At 75.9% G+C, this 18,873-nt stretch carries 15 protein-coding genes; 3 read left to right on the top strand and 12 right to left on the bottom strand.

Annotated features, from left to right (window positions below; genetic code table 11):
- Positions 1-8: 8 nt before the first annotated feature.
- The 4 genes from ACFPBZ_RS07335 to ACFPBZ_RS07350 are packed head-to-tail and all read right to left on the bottom strand — an operon-like array spanning position 9 to position 8,252.
- Positions 9-983: a pirin family protein gene (locus ACFPBZ_RS07335; protein ID WP_378035366.1), complete on the bottom strand. Its 975-nt coding sequence runs from the start codon at positions 981-983 to the stop codon at positions 9-11.
- A gap of 58 nt (positions 984-1,041) precedes the next feature.
- A complete protein-coding gene (locus ACFPBZ_RS07340; RefSeq protein WP_378035367.1) occupies positions 1,042-4,515 on the bottom strand; it encodes an ATP-dependent helicase in 3,474 nt (1,157 codons plus the stop codon).
- The gene (locus ACFPBZ_RS07345; protein WP_378035368.1) at positions 4,512-7,778 is read right to left on the bottom strand and encodes an ATP-dependent helicase; all 3,267 of its coding nucleotides are present in this window, start codon (positions 7,776-7,778) and stop codon (positions 4,512-4,514) included. Before ACFPBZ_RS07345 ends, ACFPBZ_RS07340 begins: the two co-directional genes overlap by 4 nt.
- A 60-nt stretch (positions 7,779-7,838) precedes the next feature.
- Positions 7,839-8,252, bottom strand: coding sequence for a DoxX family protein (locus tag ACFPBZ_RS07350; protein WP_378035369.1), 414 nt, complete (start codon positions 8,250-8,252; stop codon positions 7,839-7,841).
- A 44-nt stretch (positions 8,253-8,296) separates the two neighbouring features.
- On the opposite strand from ACFPBZ_RS07350, the gene ACFPBZ_RS07355 reads away from it, so the two are divergent.
- The gene (locus ACFPBZ_RS07355; protein ID WP_378035370.1) at positions 8,297-8,623 is read left to right on the top strand and encodes an MGMT family protein; all 327 of its coding nucleotides are present in this window, start codon (positions 8,297-8,299) and stop codon (positions 8,621-8,623) included.
- Between the two features lie 34 nt (positions 8,624-8,657).
- On the opposite strand, the gene ACFPBZ_RS07360 is transcribed toward ACFPBZ_RS07355, so the two are convergent.
- The 8 genes from ACFPBZ_RS07360 to ACFPBZ_RS07395 all read right to left on the bottom strand — a co-directional run bounded on the left by ACFPBZ_RS07360 (position 8,658) and on the right by ACFPBZ_RS07395 (position 16,620).
- Positions 8,658-9,863 (bottom strand): MFS transporter, encoded by a 1,206-nt coding sequence (locus ACFPBZ_RS07360; protein WP_378035371.1) that lies wholly within the window; start codon positions 9,861-9,863, stop codon positions 8,658-8,660.
- 53 nt (positions 9,864-9,916) lie between these two features.
- Entirely contained in the window at positions 9,917-10,648 is a 732-nt protein-coding gene (locus tag ACFPBZ_RS07365; protein WP_378035372.1) for a mycothiol-dependent nitroreductase Rv2466c family protein, read from the bottom strand.
- A 4-nt stretch (positions 10,649-10,652) separates the two neighbouring features.
- Positions 10,653-11,753, bottom strand: a complete 1,101-nt coding sequence (locus ACFPBZ_RS07370) for an MSMEG_0565 family glycosyltransferase (protein ID WP_378035373.1) — start codon at positions 11,751-11,753, stop codon at positions 10,653-10,655.
- The gene (locus ACFPBZ_RS07375; protein ID WP_378035374.1) at positions 11,747-12,577 is read right to left on the bottom strand and encodes a carbon-nitrogen hydrolase family protein; all 831 of its coding nucleotides are present in this window, start codon (positions 12,575-12,577) and stop codon (positions 11,747-11,749) included. Before ACFPBZ_RS07375 ends, ACFPBZ_RS07370 begins: the two co-directional genes overlap by 7 nt.
- Entirely contained in the window at positions 12,577-13,419 is an 843-nt protein-coding gene (locus ACFPBZ_RS07380) for a carbon-nitrogen hydrolase family protein (RefSeq protein ID WP_378035375.1), read from the bottom strand. The genes ACFPBZ_RS07375 and ACFPBZ_RS07380 overlap by 1 nt, the downstream gene beginning before the upstream one ends.
- Positions 13,416-14,930: an MSMEG_0567/sll0787 family protein gene (locus tag ACFPBZ_RS07385; protein WP_378035376.1), complete on the bottom strand. Its 1,515-nt coding sequence runs from the start codon at positions 14,928-14,930 to the stop codon at positions 13,416-13,418. The genes ACFPBZ_RS07380 and ACFPBZ_RS07385 overlap by 4 nt, the downstream gene beginning before the upstream one ends.
- Positions 14,931-14,933: 3 nt before the next feature.
- The gene (locus ACFPBZ_RS07390) at positions 14,934-15,995 is read right to left on the bottom strand and encodes an MSMEG_0568 family radical SAM protein (RefSeq protein ID WP_378035377.1); all 1,062 of its coding nucleotides are present in this window, start codon (positions 15,993-15,995) and stop codon (positions 14,934-14,936) included.
- A gap of 106 nt (positions 15,996-16,101) precedes the next feature.
- Complete coding sequence (locus tag ACFPBZ_RS07395) at positions 16,102-16,620, bottom strand: MSMEG_0572/Sll0783 family nitrogen starvation response protein (protein ID WP_378035378.1); 519 nt, start codon at positions 16,618-16,620, stop codon at positions 16,102-16,104.
- A 274-nt stretch (positions 16,621-16,894) separates the two neighbouring features.
- On the opposite strand from ACFPBZ_RS07395, the gene ACFPBZ_RS07400 reads away from it, so the two are divergent.
- Positions 16,895-18,244 (top strand): MSMEG_0569 family flavin-dependent oxidoreductase, encoded by a 1,350-nt coding sequence (locus ACFPBZ_RS07400; protein WP_378035379.1) that lies wholly within the window; start codon positions 16,895-16,897, stop codon positions 18,242-18,244.
- 162 nt (positions 18,245-18,406) lie between these two features.
- Complete coding sequence (gene arr / locus ACFPBZ_RS07405) at positions 18,407-18,832, top strand: NAD(+)--rifampin ADP-ribosyltransferase (RefSeq protein WP_378035380.1); 426 nt, start codon at positions 18,407-18,409, stop codon at positions 18,830-18,832.
- The last annotated feature ends 41 nt before the right edge of the window (positions 18,833-18,873 follow it).

Below are 18,873 nucleotides of genomic sequence, written 5' to 3' on the forward strand. Positions count from 1 at the left end.
TACTCGGACTAGCCGCGGGGCTTGATCACCGCGTTCGGCAGGGCGGGGGCGTGCAGCCGGGCCGTGGCGCCGTCGCGGCCGACGTACCCGACGACGCGGCCGTACCGCTCCTCCGGGTCGTCCTCCCACGCGGCGCGGAAGGCGACGACCTCGTCGTGGCTGCGGGCGACGAAGTTCCACCACATGACGATCTGCTCGCCGAAGGGGGTGCCCCCGAGCAGCAGCACCCGGGCCGGGACGTCGGCGGGGTTGGCCAGCTCGAGGCGCTCCCGGCCGGGGGCGAGGTAGGCGAGCTCGGCCGCCGCGACGGCCTCGCCGCCGAGGCGGACCTCCCCGGTGTCGACGAGGACGCCGTGCTCGAAGGCCGGGTCGACGTCGAGGGCGAGGGTGGCGTGCGGCTCGACGATCAGCTCGGCTCCCAGGAGCGGGGTGAACGTCTCGACCGGGCTGACGATGCCCGCGAGCTCGCCGAGGAAGACCCGCGCGGTGGCGCCGACCAGGTCGACGGCGTCGGGCGCGTGGTGCTCGAAGGCGCGGGGGGTGTCGCGGTGGGCGTCGGGGAGGGCGAGCCAGAGCTGCACCCCGTGCAGGGTCGCGGTGCCCGGGGTGGAGACCTCGGAGTGGCAGACCCCGTGCCCGCCGGTCATGAGGTTGAGCTCGCCGGGGCGGACGATCGCGTGCACGCCGTGGGAGTCGCGGTGCTCCACCTCGCCGGTGAACAGCCAGCTCGCGGTGGCCAGGCCGGTGTGCGGGTGCGGCGGGACGTCCATGCCGCCGGTGGCGGCCACGTCGTCGGGCCCGTAGTGGTCGACGAAGCACCACGCCCCGATCAGCGACCGGCTCCGCTGGGGCAGGGTCCGGCGCACCGTCATCGCCCGGGGCCCGCCGAGCGGGACCTCTCGCGGGGTGAGGATCTCGACGACGGGGCCCGGCTCCGTCCCGTCGCAGAGGACCTCGTCGGGGGCGGTCTCGGTGTTGCTCACGGGTCGATGATCCCCCTCGTCGCGGGCCCGGGCGAGGGGCGTCCGGGTCGCCCGCGGGTCACCGGATCTCCGGGTCGCCGTCGTCGAACCCGGTCTCGTCGGGCTCGGCCTCGTCGTCGGCCCAGGCCGTCCCGGGCGGGGAGCCGGCGTCGCCCTCGGGTTCGCGGACCTCGACCGGCACGCTCGCGACCAGGGCCCGCAGCCCCGCGGCGTCGAGGAGGTCGGCCGGGGTGACGGTGCGGTCGTCGCGGACGTAGTGCAGCGCCGCCCGGACCCGCTCGACCGGCGTGCCCGAGAGCGCCGACCACGCCAGCCGGTAGGCCGCCAGCTGCACCGACAGGGCCGGCATCTGCTCGGGGGCCGGCGGGGTCCCGGTCTTCCAGTCGACCACGGTGGCGCCGCCGTCGGGGTCGGTGAACACGGCGTCGATGCGACCGCGCACGAGGGTGCCCTCGACCTCGGTCTCGAACGGCACCTCGACCGCCACCGGGCTGCGGTTCGCCCAGGGGCTCGCCGAGAAGCGGTCCTGCAGCAGCGTGAGCTCGGCCGCCGCCTCCCCGTCGGTGTCGCCCACGGCGTCGTCGGCCGCGCCGGGCAGCTCGTCGAACTCGAGCAGCTCGGTGCGGGCGAACCAGCGCTCGACCCAGGCGTGGAACTCGGTGCCGCGCCGGGCCCGGGGATCGGGCGCGCGCGGGACGGGGCGCCGCAGCCGCCGGGCGAGCGCGTCGGGGTCGGCGGCGAGGTCGACGAGCTGGCTCACCGAGAGCTGCGGGGGCAGCAGCACGCGGGCGTGCCGCTCGCGGGCCGCGGCGCGCTCGGCGAGCAGGACGTCGACGTCGGCGACCCAGCCGTCGGGGTCGGGCTCGGGGTCGGGCGCGTCGTCGGTATCGGGCTCGTCGTGGTCCGCGGTGTCGGGCCCGGCCGCCTGCTCCCGGGCGGCCCGGACCAGCTCGGCGCCCTCCTCCACGGCCGCCCGGCGGGCGCCCAGCGGGTCGATCGGCCAGGCCTCGGCGCGCACCGTCTCGGCGAGCGGGTTCGCGGTGCCCTCCTCGGGCGGGTCGGCCCAGACGTCGACCACGGCGCCGCCGCCCGCGGCGAGCTCCCCGACCTCGGTGAGGAACTCCGAGGGCTCGCGCGGCGTCGCCCCGGACTCGGCCCACCGGTGCCCGGAGACCAGCAGGGTGTGCTCGGAGCGGGTCAGGGCGACGTAGAACAGGCGCCGCTCCTCGATCAGCCGGCGGTCGTCGAACGCCTGCTCGTGGCGCTCGAGCCGCTCGGTGAGCTCCTTGCGGTCCTCGGCGCCGTCGACGGACAGGGTCGGCAGGTCGGGCCGGTCGCCGCGGAGCTCGACGGGGAGCGACGGGATGGAGCGCAGCCACGACGCGGAGAGCTTCGGGCCGGGGAAGACCTTCGCGCACACGTGGGGCACGGCGACGATCTGCCACTCCAGCCCCTTGGCCGCGTGCACAGTCAGGATCTGCACGCGGGCCGCGCCGAGCGCCGGGTCGGCGCCGGCGGTGGAGTCGACCTCGCCCGGGGTCAGGCCGTCCTCGGCCTCCTCGGCGGCGTCGAGGTAGGACAGCAGCGCCGTCGGCGTCGCGGTGCCCCCGGAGGCCGCCGCGCCGCCGGAGAAGTCGGCGACCACGTCGGCGAACGCGTCGAGGTGCGCCCGCCCGGTCTCCCCGGGCCGCGCGACGGCCTCGACGTCGAGCAGCAGGGTCCGCTCGACGTCGGCGACGAGGTCGACCAGCGGCGCGGTGACCCGACGGCGCAGCCCGGCGAGCTCCCGGGCCAGGACGCGCAGCCGGGCGTAGCCGGCCGGCGAGTACCGCTCGGGCGGGCCCGGGTCGTCGAGCGCGTCGACCAGCCCCGCGCGCTCGGCGTGCTCTCCGGGCAGGGCGTCGACGACCGGGTCGGGCGCACCCGCGCTGGGCGCGGTGACCGACACGGGTGGGGCCGCGAGCTCCCGGGCCCGCCGCCACACGGCGGCGAGATCGGCGCCGCCGATGCGCCAGCGGGCCCCGGTGAGCAGCCGCACCGCCGCGCCGCCGGCGAGCGGGTCGACCACCAGGCGCAGCGCACTCACGAGGTCGCGCACCTCGGGCTCGTCGAGCAGCCCGCCGAGCCCGACCACCTCGACCGGCAGGCCGCGCGAGCGCAGGACGGCCGCGAGCTCGCTCATGTCGGCCCGTCGCCGCACCAGCACCGCGCTGGTGGGTGCCGGGTCGCCCGCGTCGAGGGCCGCCCGCCAGCGGTCGGCGACCGCGTCGGCGAGCCACTCCCGCTCCGCGACGACGTCGGGGTGCAGGGCGACCCGGACGTCGCCCGGCGCGGCGCCCGCGAAGGCGCGCAGCTCCCCGACCCCGGCCATCGCCTGCGGGTCGCGCAGCGGCCCGACGATCCCGTTGGCCAGGTCGAGCACCTCGGGCGGGTTGCGGAAGCTCGTGAGCAGTCCGAAGCGCCGGGCCGCGACCCACTCGCCGTCGGCGTCGGGCCGCGGGAAGTCGGTGACGAAGCGCGGCAGGTTCGCCGCGCTCGCGCCGCGCCAGCCGTAGATCGACTGGAACGGGTCGCCGACCGCGGTGACCGCCGTCTGCTCGTCCCCGGCGAACAGCGCGCGCAGCATGATGCGCTGCGCGTGCCCGGTGTCCTGGTACTCGTCGAGCAGCACCGCGCGGAACATCCCGCGCTCGGCCTGGCCGACCTCGGGGTGGCCGTCGGCGAGCCGGGCCGCGGCGGCCATCTGGTCGGCGAAGTCGAGGCAGCGCTCTGCCCGCTTGCGCTCGGCGAGCTCGGCGACCAGGGGCAGGAGCGCGGCCCGGAAGCGCTGGCGCTCCACGATCTCGACGAGCTTCTGCGGCAGCGGCCTGCGCTGACCCTTCGCGGGCGGCGCGGACTCGATCGCGCGGCAGAGCCGCTCGGTGTGCTCGCGGAGCACCTCGGGGTCGGCCAGGTGCTCCCCGAGCTCGCCCGCGAGCGCGAGGACGTACTGGGTCACCGTCGTCGGCACGAGCGGGGTGTCGAGGTCGCGGGTCCAGGAGGACACCACGCGGTGGGCGAGCTGCCACGACGCCGTGGGCGAGAGCAGCCGGGCCCCCGGGTCGGTGGGCAGGCGCAGGCCGTGCTCGGCGAGCAGGCGCCCCGCGTAGGCGTGGTAGGTCGACACCGTCGGCTCGAGCGTGCGCACCAGCACCCGGCGCTCACCGGTCGGGTCGAGCTCGTCGAGCAGCGGGTCGCCCGCGAGGCGGCGGAGCCGCTTGCGGATGCGGTCGGCCAGCTGCCCGGCCGCCTTGCGGGTGAAGGTCAGGCCGAGCACCTGGTCGGGTGTGACGATCCCGTTGGCGACGAGCCAGACCACGCGGGCCGCCATGGTCTCGGTCTTGCCCGAGCCCGCGCCCGCGGTGACCAGCGCCGAGGCGAACGGGGCCGCGACCACCTCGGCCTGCTCGACGGTCGGCCGACGGAGCCCGAGCCGTTCGGCGAGCTCGACGGGGTCGATCTGCGCGCCGACGGGCGTGTCGAGGGTGGTCACGGCACCTGCCTCCCCGAGGCGTGCACGGGGCACGCGGTGCGGACCGGGCAGCGCGGGCAGGAGTCGTTCTCCTGCCCGACGAACCCGGGTCCCTGTGTCAGCCGGGCCGCGGTGGCGACCTGGTCGCGCCAGTGCTCGACGTCCTCGGCCTCCAGCGGCGTCTGGGTCCGGGACTTCGCCGGCGCCCCGTCGCGCTGGAGGTAGATCAGCCGCGCCCCGCCCGGCACGCTCCGCGCCGGGGAGGCCTGGGCGTCGTCGGGCCCGCCGAGGCGCTCGGCGAACGCCCCGAGCGCCACCGCGAGCTGGTAGACCGCGAGCTGCGGGTGCTCCTGTGCCTTCGCCGCGCTGACCGGCGTCTTCCCCGTCTTGACGTCGACGATCACCGGCCGCCCGGAGTCGTCGACCTCGAGCCGGTCGACCCGGCCGCGGATCGCGACGTCCTGCTCCAGCCGCGCGGTGACCGACTCCTCCACCGCGACCTCGGTCAGCTCCTTCCGCGACGCGTCGCGCCAGGAGAGGAACGAGCGCAGCATCGAGCGGCAGTTCGCCAGCTCCCGGCGCGAGAACCACGGCGCCCCCGCGTCGACCGAGGCCCACGCGACGTCGAGCGCCTCGTCGAGCTCCCGCTCCCCCGCGCCCTCGGCGGCGCGCTGGACCAGCGCGTGCACCAGCGACCCGGTGACCGAGGCCAGGGAGTCGGAGTCGTCGCCGCCGTGGGCCTGCAGCGCCCAGCGCAGCGGGCAGGTCAGGATCGTCTCGACCGCGCTCGGGCTGACCGTCACCGCCGACCCGGACGGGCGCAGCGGCTCGGTGCTCGACACCTCGAGCAGGCCGTACCAGTCGTCGGGATCGGCGCCCGCGACGCCGGCGTCGGCCAGCCGGGCGAGCTGGCGGGCGGCGCGGCGACGGCGGGCGGGCTCGGTGTCGGCGTCGGTCACCGCGCGCCGCAGGTCGCCGACCAGCTCGGCGAGCACCAGCGAGCGCCGGGGCCGGGTGCGCGGGCGGGGCGCGTCGGGGTCGGCGCGGGCGGGGGCGACGTCGTCGAGGAAGCGCGACGGCGTCACGTCCTCGGCCTCGAGCGCCCCGACGTGCACCGCGGTGCGGGCCCGGGAGAGCGCCACCGCGAACAGGCGCCGCTCCTCGTCGAGCAGCGGGATGCGGGTGGACAGCGCCGGGTCGTCGGGGACGCCGGCGAGCACGTCGACCATCCGCTCGACGCCGAGCAGGGTGCCGCGACGCCGCAGGTCGGGCCACACCCCCTCCTGCACGTCGGGGACCACGACGACGTCCCACTCTCGCCCCCGGGCCGAGTGCGCGGTGAGCAGGGCGACCGCCTCGCCGTCGGGGGCGCGGGGCGCGAGGGTGTCGGTGCGGATCCGCTGGTCGTCCACCTGGTCGACGAAGCCCGCGACGGTCCCCCCGGGCAGGTCCTCGACGAACCGGCCGGCGCGCTCGACGAGCGCCACGACGGCGTCGAGGTCGCGGTCGGCCTGCGCGCCGAGCACCCCGCCGCGCTCGCTGGTGGCGACCCAGCGCTGCTGCAGCCGGCTCGCCGACCACACGGCCCAGACCACGTCGGGCACGCTCTCCCCGGCTCGGATCGCCCCCACCGCGGTGGCGAGCAGCCGGGCGATCCGGCGCAGCGGCGCCGTGTCGGTGTCGGGCAGCAGCGTCAGCCGGTCGGGCCGGCCGGCGAGGTGGTCGAGCAGGACGTCGACGATCAGCTCGTCGCTGGAGCGGTCGGTGCCGCCGCCGCCCGCCTCGTGCAGGCGCAGCAGTCCGCGGCGCAGCCGGCGCAGCCCCAGCGGCTCGGCGCCCCCGAGCGGGGAGACCAGGAGCCCGAGGGCGGTGTCGACGTCGAGGGTCTCGACGGCCGGGGCGGTGGCGGCCCGCGCGGCGGCCCGCAGGAGGGTGAGCAGGGGCGCGACGGCGGGCAGGGCGGCCAGCGGGGTGTCGTCGGCCGGGACCGCGAGCGGCACCCCGGCGGCGAGCAGGGCCCGCCGCAGCGGGGGCAGCGACAGCGGCACCGACCGCACGAGGACGGCCAGCCGCGACCACGGCACCCCGTCGACCAGGTGGGCCCGACGCAGCGTGTCTGCCACCCAGGCCGCCTGGTGGCCCGGCGTGGCGAAGACCGACACGTCGGCCGCGCCCGCCTCCTCGTCCTCCCCCGGCGGGCCGATCCGCGTGCGGGCGGGGCCGGTGCCCCGCAGCGGCTCGACGACCCGCGCGACCGCGGCCCGCACGGCCGGCGACCCGCGGTGGTCGACGTGGAGAACCGCGGTGGACCGCCCGCCCGGGTCGGCGTCGCGCAGCAGCTCGGGGGCCGCGCCCCGGAACCCGAGCACCGACGAGTCGGGATCCCCGGCCAGGACCCAGGCGTCGGCCGTGCCGCCGAGCACGCGCACCAGCTCGAGCTGCTGGGGGTCCATGTCCTGCGCGTCGTCGACGACGAGGTGGCGCACCGCGGCCCGTTCGGCCTCGAGCAGCCCCGGGTCACTGGCGAACGCGTCGAGCACCGCCGCGACGAGCTCCGCGGCGTCGAGCGGCGGCGCCGAGGCCAGCGGGTTGGCCGACCCGGCGGCCGCGCGCAGCAGCGTGACCTCCTCGAAGGTCTGGTAGAAGCGCGCCGCGGCGACCCAGACCGCCACGTCGTGTTCCTTGCCCAGGGCCCGCAGCTCCCGGGGCCCGAGCCCGCGCTCGGCCGCCCGCAGGAGCAGGTCGCGCACCTCGCCGGCGAAGGCGGGCGCCTCGAGCGCGGGCTGCAGGCGGGCGGGCCACCCCGACCCGCGGCCGTAGCCCGCGGCCTCCCCGGCCAGCAGGTCGCGCACCATCGCGTCCTGCTGCGCGCCGGGCAGCAGCCGCGGCGGGGCCTCGTCGCGCCGCGCGGCGTGCCGGCGCAGGACCGCGAACGCGTAGGAGTGCACGCTGCGCACCAGCGGCTCGCGCGCGGCGCCGAGCGACCCGCCCGGCTCCCCCGCCAGGACCCGCCGCCGGGCCGAGATCCGCTCGCGCAGCGCCGCCGCGGACCGGCGGTCCCCGACCAGGACGAGCGAGGACGCCTCGGGATCCGCGTGCAGGAGGCGGGCGACCCGCTCGGCCAGCAGGGTGGTCTTCCCCGTGCCCGGCCCGCCCAGCACCCGCAGGAACCCGGCGCGGTGCTCCAGCACGCGCCGCGAACCCTCGTCGAGCCGGAGATCCGAGGGCACGCGCGTCGCCGCCCGCAGCAGCCGCGGGGCGGGGGCCGCGCCGGGGATCGTCATGCTCCCGAGGGAACCACGACCCCCCGACAGCCTCGACCCGCGGGCCCGGAGGCGCAGGACTCAGCGGCGGGGCAGCACCCCGGTCGACCACAGCGCCACCGCGATCGGCACGGGCTGGGCGAACAGCCGCAGGAACCGCATGCGGTCGGAGTTCAGGCCCAGTCCGTCGCGGCGGTGGCGCCACTGGGCGATGTTGCCCGGGAAGACGGCCGCGAAGAAGACGGCGGCGATGGTCCCGATCTTCACGCGCTCCTTCGGGAAGAGGACCAGCGCGGAACCGAGGGCGACCTCGGCGCACCCCGAGATGACGACGGTGTCGTCGACGTCGAGCGGCACGAAGTCGGGCACCTGGGCGCGGAACCCCTTCCGCGCGAAGGTCAGGTGGCTGAGACCGGCGGCGGCCAGGAAGGTGCCGAGGCCGACGCGCGCGAGGTCCTGCAGCGGGGACGTGGGCCGCTCGGGTGCGGTGCTCATGCCCGGTACATGCCCCGGGTGCCGGTCGGCGCACACTTGGCTGCGTGGACGAGGCACGCCACGAGCGGATCCGGGAGATCGTCGCGTCGATCCCGGAGGGCACCTGGTGCAGCTACGGCGACGTCGCGGCCGCGGCGGGCGAACGCTCCGCGCGGGTCGTCGGGACGGTCCTGTCCACCGACGGCGCCGACGTCCCGTGGCACCGCGTGCTGCGGACCACGGGCACCCCGGCCCCGCACATCGCGGTCGAGCAAATCCGCCGGCTGACCGCCGAGGGCGTCGTCGTGGTGGACGCGCGGGCGGCGCGGAGCCAGCGGCACGTCTTCGAGGGAGCCCTCACGCACCCCGCGGACGCCCCGGACGGTGCGTGAGGGCTCCCTCGACCCGATCGGACCGACGGGCGACTCAGCCGACCGGCTCCGCCGGGGACGGCCGCCACAACTCGAGCGCCCACGTCGCGATCCCGACGAGCGCCACCACCGCGCCCAGCGCGCACACGCCGGGCCAGCCGACGGTGGCGTAGAGGGCCGAGGTCAGCGCCGACGCGAGCGCGCCGCCGATGAACGCCGAGACGAGGAACGCGCTGGTCACGCGGCTGCGCGCGTCGGGGCGGCGGCGGTAGATGGCGTGCTGGTGGGAGATCTGCAGGAGCTGCTGCGCGAGGTCCAGCACGACGATGCCCGCGATCAGCGGCACGAGCGCGGACCCGCCGAGCGCGAGGAGGCCCCAGCTCACCAGCAGCAGGCCCAGCCCGATCGTCACCACCCGGCGGCCGTGCCCCCGGTCGGCGAACCGGCCCGCCCAGATCGCGGCGAGCGCCCCGGCCAGGCCCGCGAGCCCGAACAGCCCGATGACCCCGGTGCCGTAGGAGTACGGCGGGGCGGCGAGCAGGAACGACAGCGCCGTCCAGAGGATGGTGAAGCACCCGAACCCGACCCCGCCGAGGACCATCCGCCGGCGGACCAGCGAGTCCTCGCGGACGATCGTCAGGACCGAGCGGAGCAGCGTCGGGTAGCCCGCGGCGGCGGCGACCGGCACGCGCGGCAGGGCGAGGCGCACCCCGCCCGCGAGCACCACCATCACCACGGCGGCGAGCACGAACACGAGCCGCCAGCCGCCGATCTCGGCGACGAACCCGGCCACGGTGCGGGCGAGCAGGATCCCGACGAGCAGCCCGCTCATCACGCTGCCGACCACCGAGCCGCGCGACTCGTCGCTCGCGAGCGACGCCGCCATCGGCACGACGATCTGCGCGACCGCGCTGGTCACGGCCACCACGGCGACGGCGGCGAGCAGCACCCCGAACGACGGTGCGGCCGCGGCACCGAGCAGCAGGACCCCGCTCACGAGCAGCAGGGTGCTGACGAGGCGGCGCCGCTCCAGGATGTCGCCCGCGGGGACGAGCAGCGCGAGCGCGACGGCGTAACCGATCTGCGAGGCGGTGACCAGGTAGCCGGCCGTCCCCTCGGCCACCCCGAACGCCTGCGCCACCACCGGGAGCAGCGGCTGGGCGTAGTAGATGTTCGCGACCGCCGCGCCGCACACGATCGCGAGCAGGACGACGGTCGGTCGGCCGAGGTGGGTCGGCGGGGCCTCCGCCTGGGCGCTCATCGTTGGCCACCCTAAGCAGTGGGCGTCGTCAGGGCGCGCGATCGCGGGGGACGTCACCGATGCTGTCGGCGGCTCCCGCCGTGCCAGTCCTCGACGAGCCCGACCTCACCGGCCGCCACCCCGTAGGCCGGGAGCTGCGGGCGCTCGCGCAGGCTGCGCTTGAGCTCGGCGAAGCCCGGGAAGCTCGCGAGCCCCACCACGTGGTCCCACAGCTCCTCCGCCTGCTCCTCCGACGGCCGCCGGCTGATCACCGGGCCGAAGAAGGCGAGCCCGTCGGGCGGGGAGATCTGCATCAGCGGGGTCCCGACGTCCTTCCCGACGAGGCCGAGCGCCTCGTCGGTCTCCGCCTGGATCGTCGCGTCGTGGCGGTCGTCGTCGAGCGCCTCCGCCAGCTCGGCGGGCAGGCCGGCGCGCTCGAGCACCGGCACGACGAAGTCGCGGGTCCCGCGCTGCTCCCGCTCGCTGCTGTGCTCCGGCACCTCCCCCTGCTCGAACACCGCGTCCCCGAGGACCTCGTAGAAGCGGCCGACCGCCTCGTCGCCGTGGGCCTCGCGCACCGCCGCGCACACCCGCAGCAGCCGCAGCCCGGCGGTGTGCCCGGCCTCGTACTCGGGCGGGAACTGCGCGGCGTAGTCGACGTGGGCGTTGAGCAGCCGCAGCGAGATGAACCGCCACTCGACCGTCAGGTCCCGGCGGCGGGCGACCGTCCGGACCCAGCCGCTGGTGAGCCAGCAGTACGGGCAGACCGGGTCGAACCAGTAGCGGACGTCGGGCGTCTCGACCATGCGCTCAGGCTAGGCGCTCCGCGTAGGCCGCCACGTGCCGCGCGGCGACCGCGTCCCAGGTGTGCGACGCCGCGAGCGCCCGGCCCACCGTCGTCCGCGCCGGCCCGGACGGGTCGTCCCCGCCGAGCACGGCCCGCAGCTCGGCCGCGTAGGCGTCGGCGAACTCATCCCCGTCGGCGGCGAACCGCACCGCGCCCGCGAACACCTCGCGCAGCACCGGGAGGTCCCGCGCGACGACCGGCACGCCCGCCGCGAGGGCCTCCATCGCGGCGAGCCCGAACCCCTCCTTCGTCGACGGGAACGCGAAGGCCGCCGCGCCCGCGACCAGGCCGGGCAGGGCATCGTCGGGAACGGGTCCGAGCACCACCGGCTCGACCCCCAGCGACGCGGCGAGGGCGAACACCTCGTCGCGGTAGCCGCGGTAGTCGAAGAGGGTGTCGCCGCCGGCGACCACCAGCGGGGCCTCGATCGACGCCATCGCCCGGACCAGGTCGAGCGTCCCCTTGCGCGGCTCGATCCCGCCGACGGAGAGCACGTAGCGCCCGTACCGCTCCCGCCACGGCGCCCCCGCGCCACCCGCCTCCGCGGCGGCGAAGCGCGCGGCGTCCACCCCGTTCCCGACGACCGGCGCGGTCCGGCCCCAGCCCGCGTGCACCTCCGCGGCGACGGCGTCGGAGACGCACAGCAGCTGCGCGGGCTCGACGAGGGCGCGCTCGTGGCAGGCGACCAACGACGGCGTCGTGAACCGGTCGAGGTGGTGCACCGTCCGGACGAGGCCCGCGTAGCCGTGCGCCGCGCCCTCGGCGTTGGCGGTCAGGCAGTCCTGGGCGTGCCGGACGTCGGCGGGGCCGGCGTCGGCGAGCGCGCCGCTCAGCAGCGCGATCGAGCGCAGGATGCGGTCGCCGACCGACTCGCCCTCGATCTCGGGCACCGGGACCAACCGCACGGGCACCTCGACGGACCGGAAGAACGAATCGTCCCCGCCGCGCGCCAGCGCCCACACCTGCACGTCGTGGCCCAGGCGCTGCAGGGCCTCCGCGAGGGCGAGCGTGTGCACCACGCCGCCGCGGGGCTTCGTCGAATAGGTGGACAGGCGGATCAGCATCGATAGGCCGCGGGTCGGCGCTCGTCGAGGTGGTGCAGGACGGCGCGGGCCGCGTCGACCATCGCGCAGGGGTCGACCTCGGCGACGGCGAGCCCGCCCTTCGACCACGTGCGCGCGAGGATCTCCCCGCCGGGCCCCACCACCTTGGCGCGGCCGAGGAAGTGCAGCGCCCCGGAGCGCCCGCTCTGGTTCGCCGAGGCCAGCAGCACCTGGTTCTCGGCGGCGCGGGACTGGTCGTAGAGGTCGAACAGCCGCGCCTGCCGGTCCTGGGCCATCCGCGGCGCGCGGTTGGTCAGCGAGGTCGGCCACGCGGAGAGGCAGCCGACGATCGTCGCGCCGTCCATGGCGAGGGAGCGGGCCGCCTCGGGGAACGTCTTGTCGTGGTCGATGAGCATCCCGAGCCGGCCGACCGGGGTGTCGAACGCGGCGAACCCGCGGCCGGCGGTGAACAGCGAGGCCACGCCGGCCGGGTGGTGCACCTTGCGGTGCCGGCCGAGGATGCCGTCGCCGCAGAGCGCGACCGCGGCGTTGTAGCGCTCGCCGTCGGGCCCCGCCTCGCAGTAGCCGAGGCAGACGACCATCTCGGCGGCGAGGTCGATGACCGAGCGGACCTCGTCGCCGTTGGGTTCCAGCGCCGGCGGCAGGTCGACCTCGTCGGCGTCGGTGGGCCGGAGGTCGGTGACGTAGCCGCCGAGGGCACCGTCGGGCAGGACCAGCATCCCGACCCCGGCCTCCCGCGCGTGGGCGATGATCACGCCGATCCGCTCGAGGTCGAAGGCGAGGTCGCGGGTGAAGTGGGCCGCCGCGGCGGCGATGCGGAGCACTAGGCCGGCACCGGGGCGTAGCTCCCCTGACGCCGGTCGCGCAGGTGGCCCATGAAGCGCCGGGCGGAGTCGACCGCGTCGTCGACGTCGATCGAGGCGACGGCGAGCCCCGCCTCGGTCCCGGTGGTGGCGAGCACCTCGCCGCCCGGGTCGACGATCTTCGCGCTGGCGACGAGCCGCATGCTGCCGAACTCGCCGGCCTGGTTCGCCGAGACCCAGACGATCTGGTTCTCCAGCGCGCGGGCGCGGTCGAAGAGGTCGAAGCGGCGGGTCCAGCGGTCGTCGGCGAGCACGGGCGCGGCGTTGGTGCGCGAGGACGGCCAGGCCGACATGCACACGACGACCCGCGCCCCGTCGACGGCGAGGGCCCGCGCGGCCTCGGGGAAGGCCTTGTCGTAGCAGATCATCATGCCCATGCGGCCGATCGGAGTGTCGAAGGCGGCGAAGCGGTCGCCCGCGGCGTACGAGTAGTGCTCGCTGAGCGGCTGGTGGACCTTGCGATGCCGCCCGAGCACGCCGTCGCCGGTGACCGCGACGCAGCTGTTGTAGGGCAGCCCGCCCGACGCGTCGTCGCCCCGCTCGCAGTACCCCGCCGTGACGACGAGGTCGCCGGCCAGGTCGATCAGCCGCCGGATCTCCGGGCCGTCCCCGTCGAGCTGGGGCGGGGAGTCGTCGTGATCGCCGTCGAGGGACGAGAGGTACCCGCCCAGGGCGGCCTCCGGCAGGGCCAGCAGGTCGGCCCCCGCCTCGCGGGCCCGGCCGACGAGCTTCTCGATGCGCCGGAAGTCCTCGTCCAGGTCGCGGACGAAGCCCTCGGCGGCGGCGGCGAAGGTGACGGTCATGAGGGGGTCCTCTCGGGGGCGGCCGGGCCGAGCCCGGTCACGGGGCCGACGACGGCGGTCGTCGTCTCCCCGTCGGGCCAGCGCAGGGCCACGCCGGGCACGTCGGTGAGCTCTCCGCACTCCGCGCCGACGGCGGGTCCGGCGTCGGGCAGCGGAGCGCCGGGCTCGTCGGTGGTGAGCAGCGCGAAGCCGGGGAAGCAGGTGAACCAGTCGGCCACCGCGACGTCGGGGCGCGGCACGGACGCGACGTCGAGGACCGCGCCGGTGCCGCTGGCCTCGGCGAGCATGCCGAGGGTCCCGACGAGGCCCGCCATGCTCACGTCCTTCGCGGCGGCCGGGCGGTACCGGGCATCCGGACCGATCGCGTTCACCATCGCGCGGAGGCCCTCCGGGCGGCGGCGCGACGTGGTGTCGAACTGCCGGCCCGTGTAGCCGGGGCGCCAGGCGCCGTCGAGGTCGGCGGTGAGCCGCACGCGGTGCCCGACCCGCCCTCCGCCGGCGGGGACGGGCGTCGGGGTGATCCCGAGCGCGGTGACCGCGAGCGAGGCGGGGACGTCGACGGTGGTGTGGCCGCCGAGCACCGGCACGCCGTAGGCGTCCGCGGCGGCGCGCAGCCCACGCAGCACGTGCGCGACGGACGCGGTGTCCCGGCCGCCGACGGCGTCGAGCAGGCCGACCGGACGGGCACCCATCGCGGCGAGGTCGTTGACGTTGACGAGCACGCCGCACCAGCCGGCCCACTCGGGGTCGCGCTCCACCATCGCGGGCAGGATCGCGTCGCAGGCGGCGATCACGTCGCTGCCCGGCACGGGGGCGCCGTCGTCGCCGACGAACCCGGCCGGGCCGAGGCCCGCGACGAGCTCGCCGAGCGGGGCCTTCGTGGCGTCGACGAGGCGCTGGATGCGGTCCATCGGGTGGCGCATCCGCAGGTGCGGCACCGCCGGGGCGCCGGGCACCGACACCGGTCGCACGGTGTCCCAGCCGAGGCGGGTGAACAGCGGGCCGTTCGCGGCCTGCACGTCGGCCTCGAAGCGCAGCACGCCCGCGGCCTCGGCGCGCGCGACGGCGGCGCGGATCAGGGCGGCGCCGACGCGCACCCCGGCCCGACGACGACCGCCGACGCCCACCGCGAGCCGGCTGCCGGTCCACCAGCCGAGGTCGGGCTCGCCGGGCCGGGCGGGCCCGAGCCGGACGCCACCGAGCGGGGTGCCGTCGGCGTCGCGGGCGAGCAGGACGATCGCGCGGGGGTCGGTGTCGGTGTCGTCCGCGTCGCTGCGGGAGTGCCCGAACAGCCCCTGCTCCTCGACGAACACCGCTCGACGGAGGGCGCGGTGGGCGACGACGTCGGGGTGGGTCGCGTCGGCGGCCGGGGCCTCGCCGATGGTGAGCTCGCGGGGAGCCGGTCGGCGGACGAGGCCGCCGAGGATCTCCTCGGCGGCACCGAGCGCGGTCCGGGTGCGGGCGGGCTGCGGAACGATCAGGGGTGGGAACGACTCGTCCGTGAGCGACATGAGTCAGCCCCCCGCCGCGGAGAGTGCGCTGCAGGCGCCGCACGCCGCACATCCGGCGGCCTGGTCGGAGCCGCGCATCCCGGCCGCCTTCAGCTCCTTCGCGACGCGGGCGGTGACGTCGGCGAGCAGGGCCGGGTCGGGCGCGGGGTCGCCGTCGGCGAACGCGAGCGTGCCGGGGATGGGGCGGTAGGGGACGACGAAGGGGTAGACGCCCGCGTCGATGAGCTGCGCCGCGCCGGCGACGAGTTCGTCGGGGTCCTCGCCGAGGCCGACGATGAGGTAGGTCGAGACGGCGTTGCGCCCGAAGAGCCGGACGCTCTCGCGCCAGGCCGTCCAGTACTGCTCGAGCGGCACGCTCGCCTTGCCCGGCATCCACCGGGCGCGCACGGCGTCGTCGAGCGACTCGACGTGGATGCCGATCGCGTCGGCGCCGGCGTCGCGGAGGACGGCCAGGGCTTCCAGATCAGAGGGGGCCGGCGGCTCGCACTGCACCTGGATCGGCAGGCCGGGAACGGCCGCGCGCACCGCCGCGGTGCACCGGGCGAGGTGGCGGGCGCCGCGGTCGCGGCCGTTGGAGGTGCCGGTGGTCATCACCATCTGGCGGACGCCGTCGAGGCGGACCGCGGCCTCGGCGACCTCGGCGAGCTGCGCCGGGGTCTTCACGGCGGTCGTCGCGCCGCTGCGCAGGGACTGCTCGATGGCGCAGAAGCGGCACCGGTCGGCCTCGTCGTAGCGGACGCAGGTCTGGACGACGGTCGTCGCGAGCACGTCGTTCCCGTGCAGGCGGGCGATCTGCTCGTAGCGCACGCCGTCGGCGGTGGTGAGGTCGTAGAAGGCGGGCCGGTCGACCGTGTCGACGGCGACGCCGAGGTCGGTGATCCCGCCGTCGGGCCCGCTGCGGACCAGGCGGCCGTCGCGCAGCCGGTAGGGGCTCGCCGGGTCGATCGGCAGGGTGGTCTTCAGCCCGTCGACGAGCACGTGCCCGTCGTCGGAGGGGCCGGCGCCGCCGGGGCGGCGCAGCGGAATGGTGGCGCCGAGGTCGACAGCGATACCGCGGACGGCCATCTCGGAACGGATATCGACTGTCAAGGGAAAGGTGCCTCCTTCGATGTGGGCAGAGCCCTCGTGAGCACTTTCCGGGGCCATGACCCCGGAAAGTGCTCACAGGTGCTCACAACTGGTAGGTGGAATTGATGATCGCGCCCTTGCGCGCGTAGTGGATGAGCGCGTCCTGGACGTCGAGCGGGTGCGTCGGGATGACGCCCTCGATGAGGTCCTCCTCGCGGGCACCGTGCAGCGACAGCCCGAAGCGGCAGCAGTAGGCCTTGCCGCCCTCGCTGATGAAGGTCTTCAGCTGGTCGTTGATGTTGTGCTCGCCGGGGAAGGCGGAGGTGCCCGTGGTGGGGAACCCGCGGGTGGCCAGGCAGTTCAGCGAGCCCGGGCCGTAGAAGTAGATCGCGGTCTCGAAGCCCTTGCGCAGCGCCCGCGTGGCCTGCAGGACGGCGACGAAGCTGACCGACGACTCGTGCGCGATGCCGTGCACGAGGGTGAAGTAGGTCTCGCCGTTCTCGGCCTGCAGGTCGGGGAAGACCTTGGTGCCGCCGTAGATGTTCGAGCCCTCGGGCAGCGAGGGGTGCGGGATCTCCTCGAGGCTCTTCTGCTCGACGTCGGACAGTTCGGCCGTGGTCATGACGTGTCTCCTTCGAGGACGCGGTGGAGGCCCGGCGTCGGGGTCGACCCGGCCTCGTGGTGCTGAAGCCTCACAACGGGCGATGACGCTTCCGTTTCCCCGTGACTACGAGCGCGTCACCGAATGACTCTCCCGTGACGGGGACATTTCGAAACATCCGGCAATGTCGCGGCAGTCAGACCGAAATCGTTCCGCAACGAACGGCTCGGACTCTGATCACTCGGAACCGAGGGCCACGCGATGTGTCCCGCCCGGCTGAGAGGAACGACCGGCCATGACCGTCACGCCCCTGCGCGGCACCCGCACCGGATTCGGTGGCGACCTCGACGGGACGCACCGCCCCGTGATCGTCGTGGGGGGCGGGCAGGCCGGTCTGTCGATGAGCCGCTGCCTGAGCCGGGTGGGGATCGACCACCTCGTGCTCGAGCGCGACGAGATCGGCCACTCCTGGAAGGCGTTCCGCTGGGACACGTTCTGCCTGGTGACGCCGAACTGGCAGTGCCGGCTCCCCGACTTCCCCTACGGCGAGGGCGGCTACGGCGGCACCGACCCGCACGGCTTCATGGTCCGCACGGAGATCATCGACTACCTCGAGGCCTACCGGGCGTTCGTCGACCCGCCGCTGCACGAGGGCGTCGGGGTGACCCGCGTGTCGCGCGACGACCACGGGACCTACGTGCTGGAGACGACGGCCGGGCGCCTCACCGCCGACCAGGTCGTCATCGCCACCGGCGGCTACCACACCCCGATCACCCCGCCGCTGTCCGAGCCGCTGCCCTCGTCGATCACGCAGGTGCAGTCGCACCACTACAAGAACGGCTCGCAGCTCCCGCCGGGCGAGGTCCTGGTGGTCGGGTCGGGCCAGTCGGGCGCGCAGATCGCGGAGGACCTGCACCTCGAGGGCCGGAAGGTGCACCTCGTCGTCGGGAACGCCCCGCGCGTCGCGCGGTTCTATCGCGGGCGCGACGTCACCGACTGGCTCGACGACCTCGGCTACTACCGGATGCCCGTCACCGAGCACCCCCGCCGCGAGGCCGTGCGCGCCCAGGCCAACCACTACGTGACCGGCCGCGACGGCGGGCGCGACATCGACCTGCGCGCGCACGCCCGCGACGGGATGCGCCTCTACGGGATGATGACCGACCACCGCGACGGCGTGCTGCACTTCGCCCCCGACCTCACCGGGAACCTCGACCACGCCGACGAGGTGTCGGAGTCGATCAAGGACACGATCGACAAGCACATCGCGGCCAAGCAGATCGACGCCCCGGTCGAGGACCGCTACACCCCGGTGTGGCACTCGGAGTCCGACCCCACCGAGCTCCGCCTCGCCGACTCCGGGATCACCTCGGTGGTCTGGTGCATCGGCTTCCGGCAGGACTTCTCGTGGGTCGACGTCCCCGTGTTCTCCGGGCGCGGCGCCCCCGGCCACAGCCGTGGCGTGACCTCGGCGCCCGGCCTCTACTTCCTCGGCCTGCCGTGGCAGTGGACCTGGGGCTCGGGCCGGTTCTCCGGGGTCGGCGACGACGCCCGCCACCTCGCCGAGCGCATCCGCTCGCAGCGCGGGCTCACCAGCTCGGGCGGCCGGGGCGACGTCTGCAACGTGCTGGCCCTGGGCAGCTGACGGTGTGGGCGGAGCCCTTGTGAGCACTAAGCGGGGCTATAGCCCCGCTAAGTGCTCACAAGCTCTGCACCAACGTATAGCGGGTGGCGGGGCTTGCGGCAAGCCCTCACCCGCGTCGGAGAATCGCCGTCCTCGCTGGTCAGGACGTCGAGAGGACACGACATGACGGGGCCGAAGCCCTTCGAGATCCACGAGTCGGGCGCGCTGCTGCACGGGACGAAGGCCGACCTCGCGATCGGCGACCTGCTGGTTCCCGGCCGCCTCTCGAACTTCGAGGAGGGGCGGGTGATGAACCACGTCTACGTGACCGAGACGCTCGACGCCGCGGTCTGGGGGGCTGAGCTGGCCCAGGGCGACGGACCCGGGCGCATCTACCTCGTGGAGCCCCTCGGCGAGATCGAGGACGACCCCAACGTCACCGACAAGAAGCTCCCGGGCAATCCCACCCGCTCGTTCCGGACCCGCGAGCCCGTGCGCATCGTCGGGGAGCTCGAGGACTGGACCGGGCACACCGCCGAGCAGCAGCAGGCGATGCGCACGGGCCTCGCCGGCTTGCAGGAGCGCGGCCTCGCGGTCATCTACGACTGACCCCCGCGACCGGCGACCCTCTTGGTCCTTGTTCAGGACCC

This window comes from Actinomycetospora atypica (assembly GCF_042653685.1).
GTDB classification, from domain to species: Bacteria; Actinomycetota; Actinomycetes; order Mycobacteriales; family Pseudonocardiaceae; genus Actinomycetospora; species Actinomycetospora atypica.

Bases quoted from the DNA above. Each gene is read 5' to 3' on its own strand.
- arr (WP_378035380.1), top strand. From the start codon at position 18,407: ATGACGGGGCCGAAGCCCTTCGAGATCCACGAGTCGGGCGCGCTGCTG.
- ACFPBZ_RS07370 (WP_378035373.1), bottom strand. From the start codon at position 11,753: ATGCTGATCCGCCTGTCCACCTATTCGACGAAGCCCCGCGGCGGCGTG.
- ACFPBZ_RS07345 (WP_378035368.1), bottom strand. From the start codon at position 7,778: ATGACGATCCCCGGCGCGGCCCCCGCCCCGCGGCTGCTGCGGGCGGCG.
- ACFPBZ_RS07385 (WP_378035376.1), bottom strand. From the start codon at position 14,930: ATGTCGCTCACGGACGAGTCGTTCCCACCCCTGATCGTTCCGCAGCCC.
- ACFPBZ_RS07400 (WP_378035379.1), top strand. From the start codon at position 16,895: ATGACCGTCACGCCCCTGCGCGGCACCCGCACCGGATTCGGTGGCGAC.
- ACFPBZ_RS07365 (WP_378035372.1), bottom strand. From the start codon at position 10,648: ATGGTCGAGACGCCCGACGTCCGCTACTGGTTCGACCCGGTCTGCCCG.
- ACFPBZ_RS07380 (WP_378035375.1), bottom strand. From the start codon at position 13,419: ATGACCGTCACCTTCGCCGCCGCCGCCGAGGGCTTCGTCCGCGACCTG.
- ACFPBZ_RS07395 (WP_378035378.1), bottom strand. From the start codon at position 16,620: ATGACCACGGCCGAACTGTCCGACGTCGAGCAGAAGAGCCTCGAGGAG.
- ACFPBZ_RS07360 (WP_378035371.1), bottom strand. From the start codon at position 9,863: ATGAGCGCCCAGGCGGAGGCCCCGCCGACCCACCTCGGCCGACCGACC.
- ACFPBZ_RS07390 (WP_378035377.1), bottom strand. From the start codon at position 15,995: ATGGCCGTCCGCGGTATCGCTGTCGACCTCGGCGCCACCATTCCGCTG.
- ACFPBZ_RS07350 (WP_378035369.1), bottom strand. From the start codon at position 8,252: ATGAGCACCGCACCCGAGCGGCCCACGTCCCCGCTGCAGGACCTCGCG.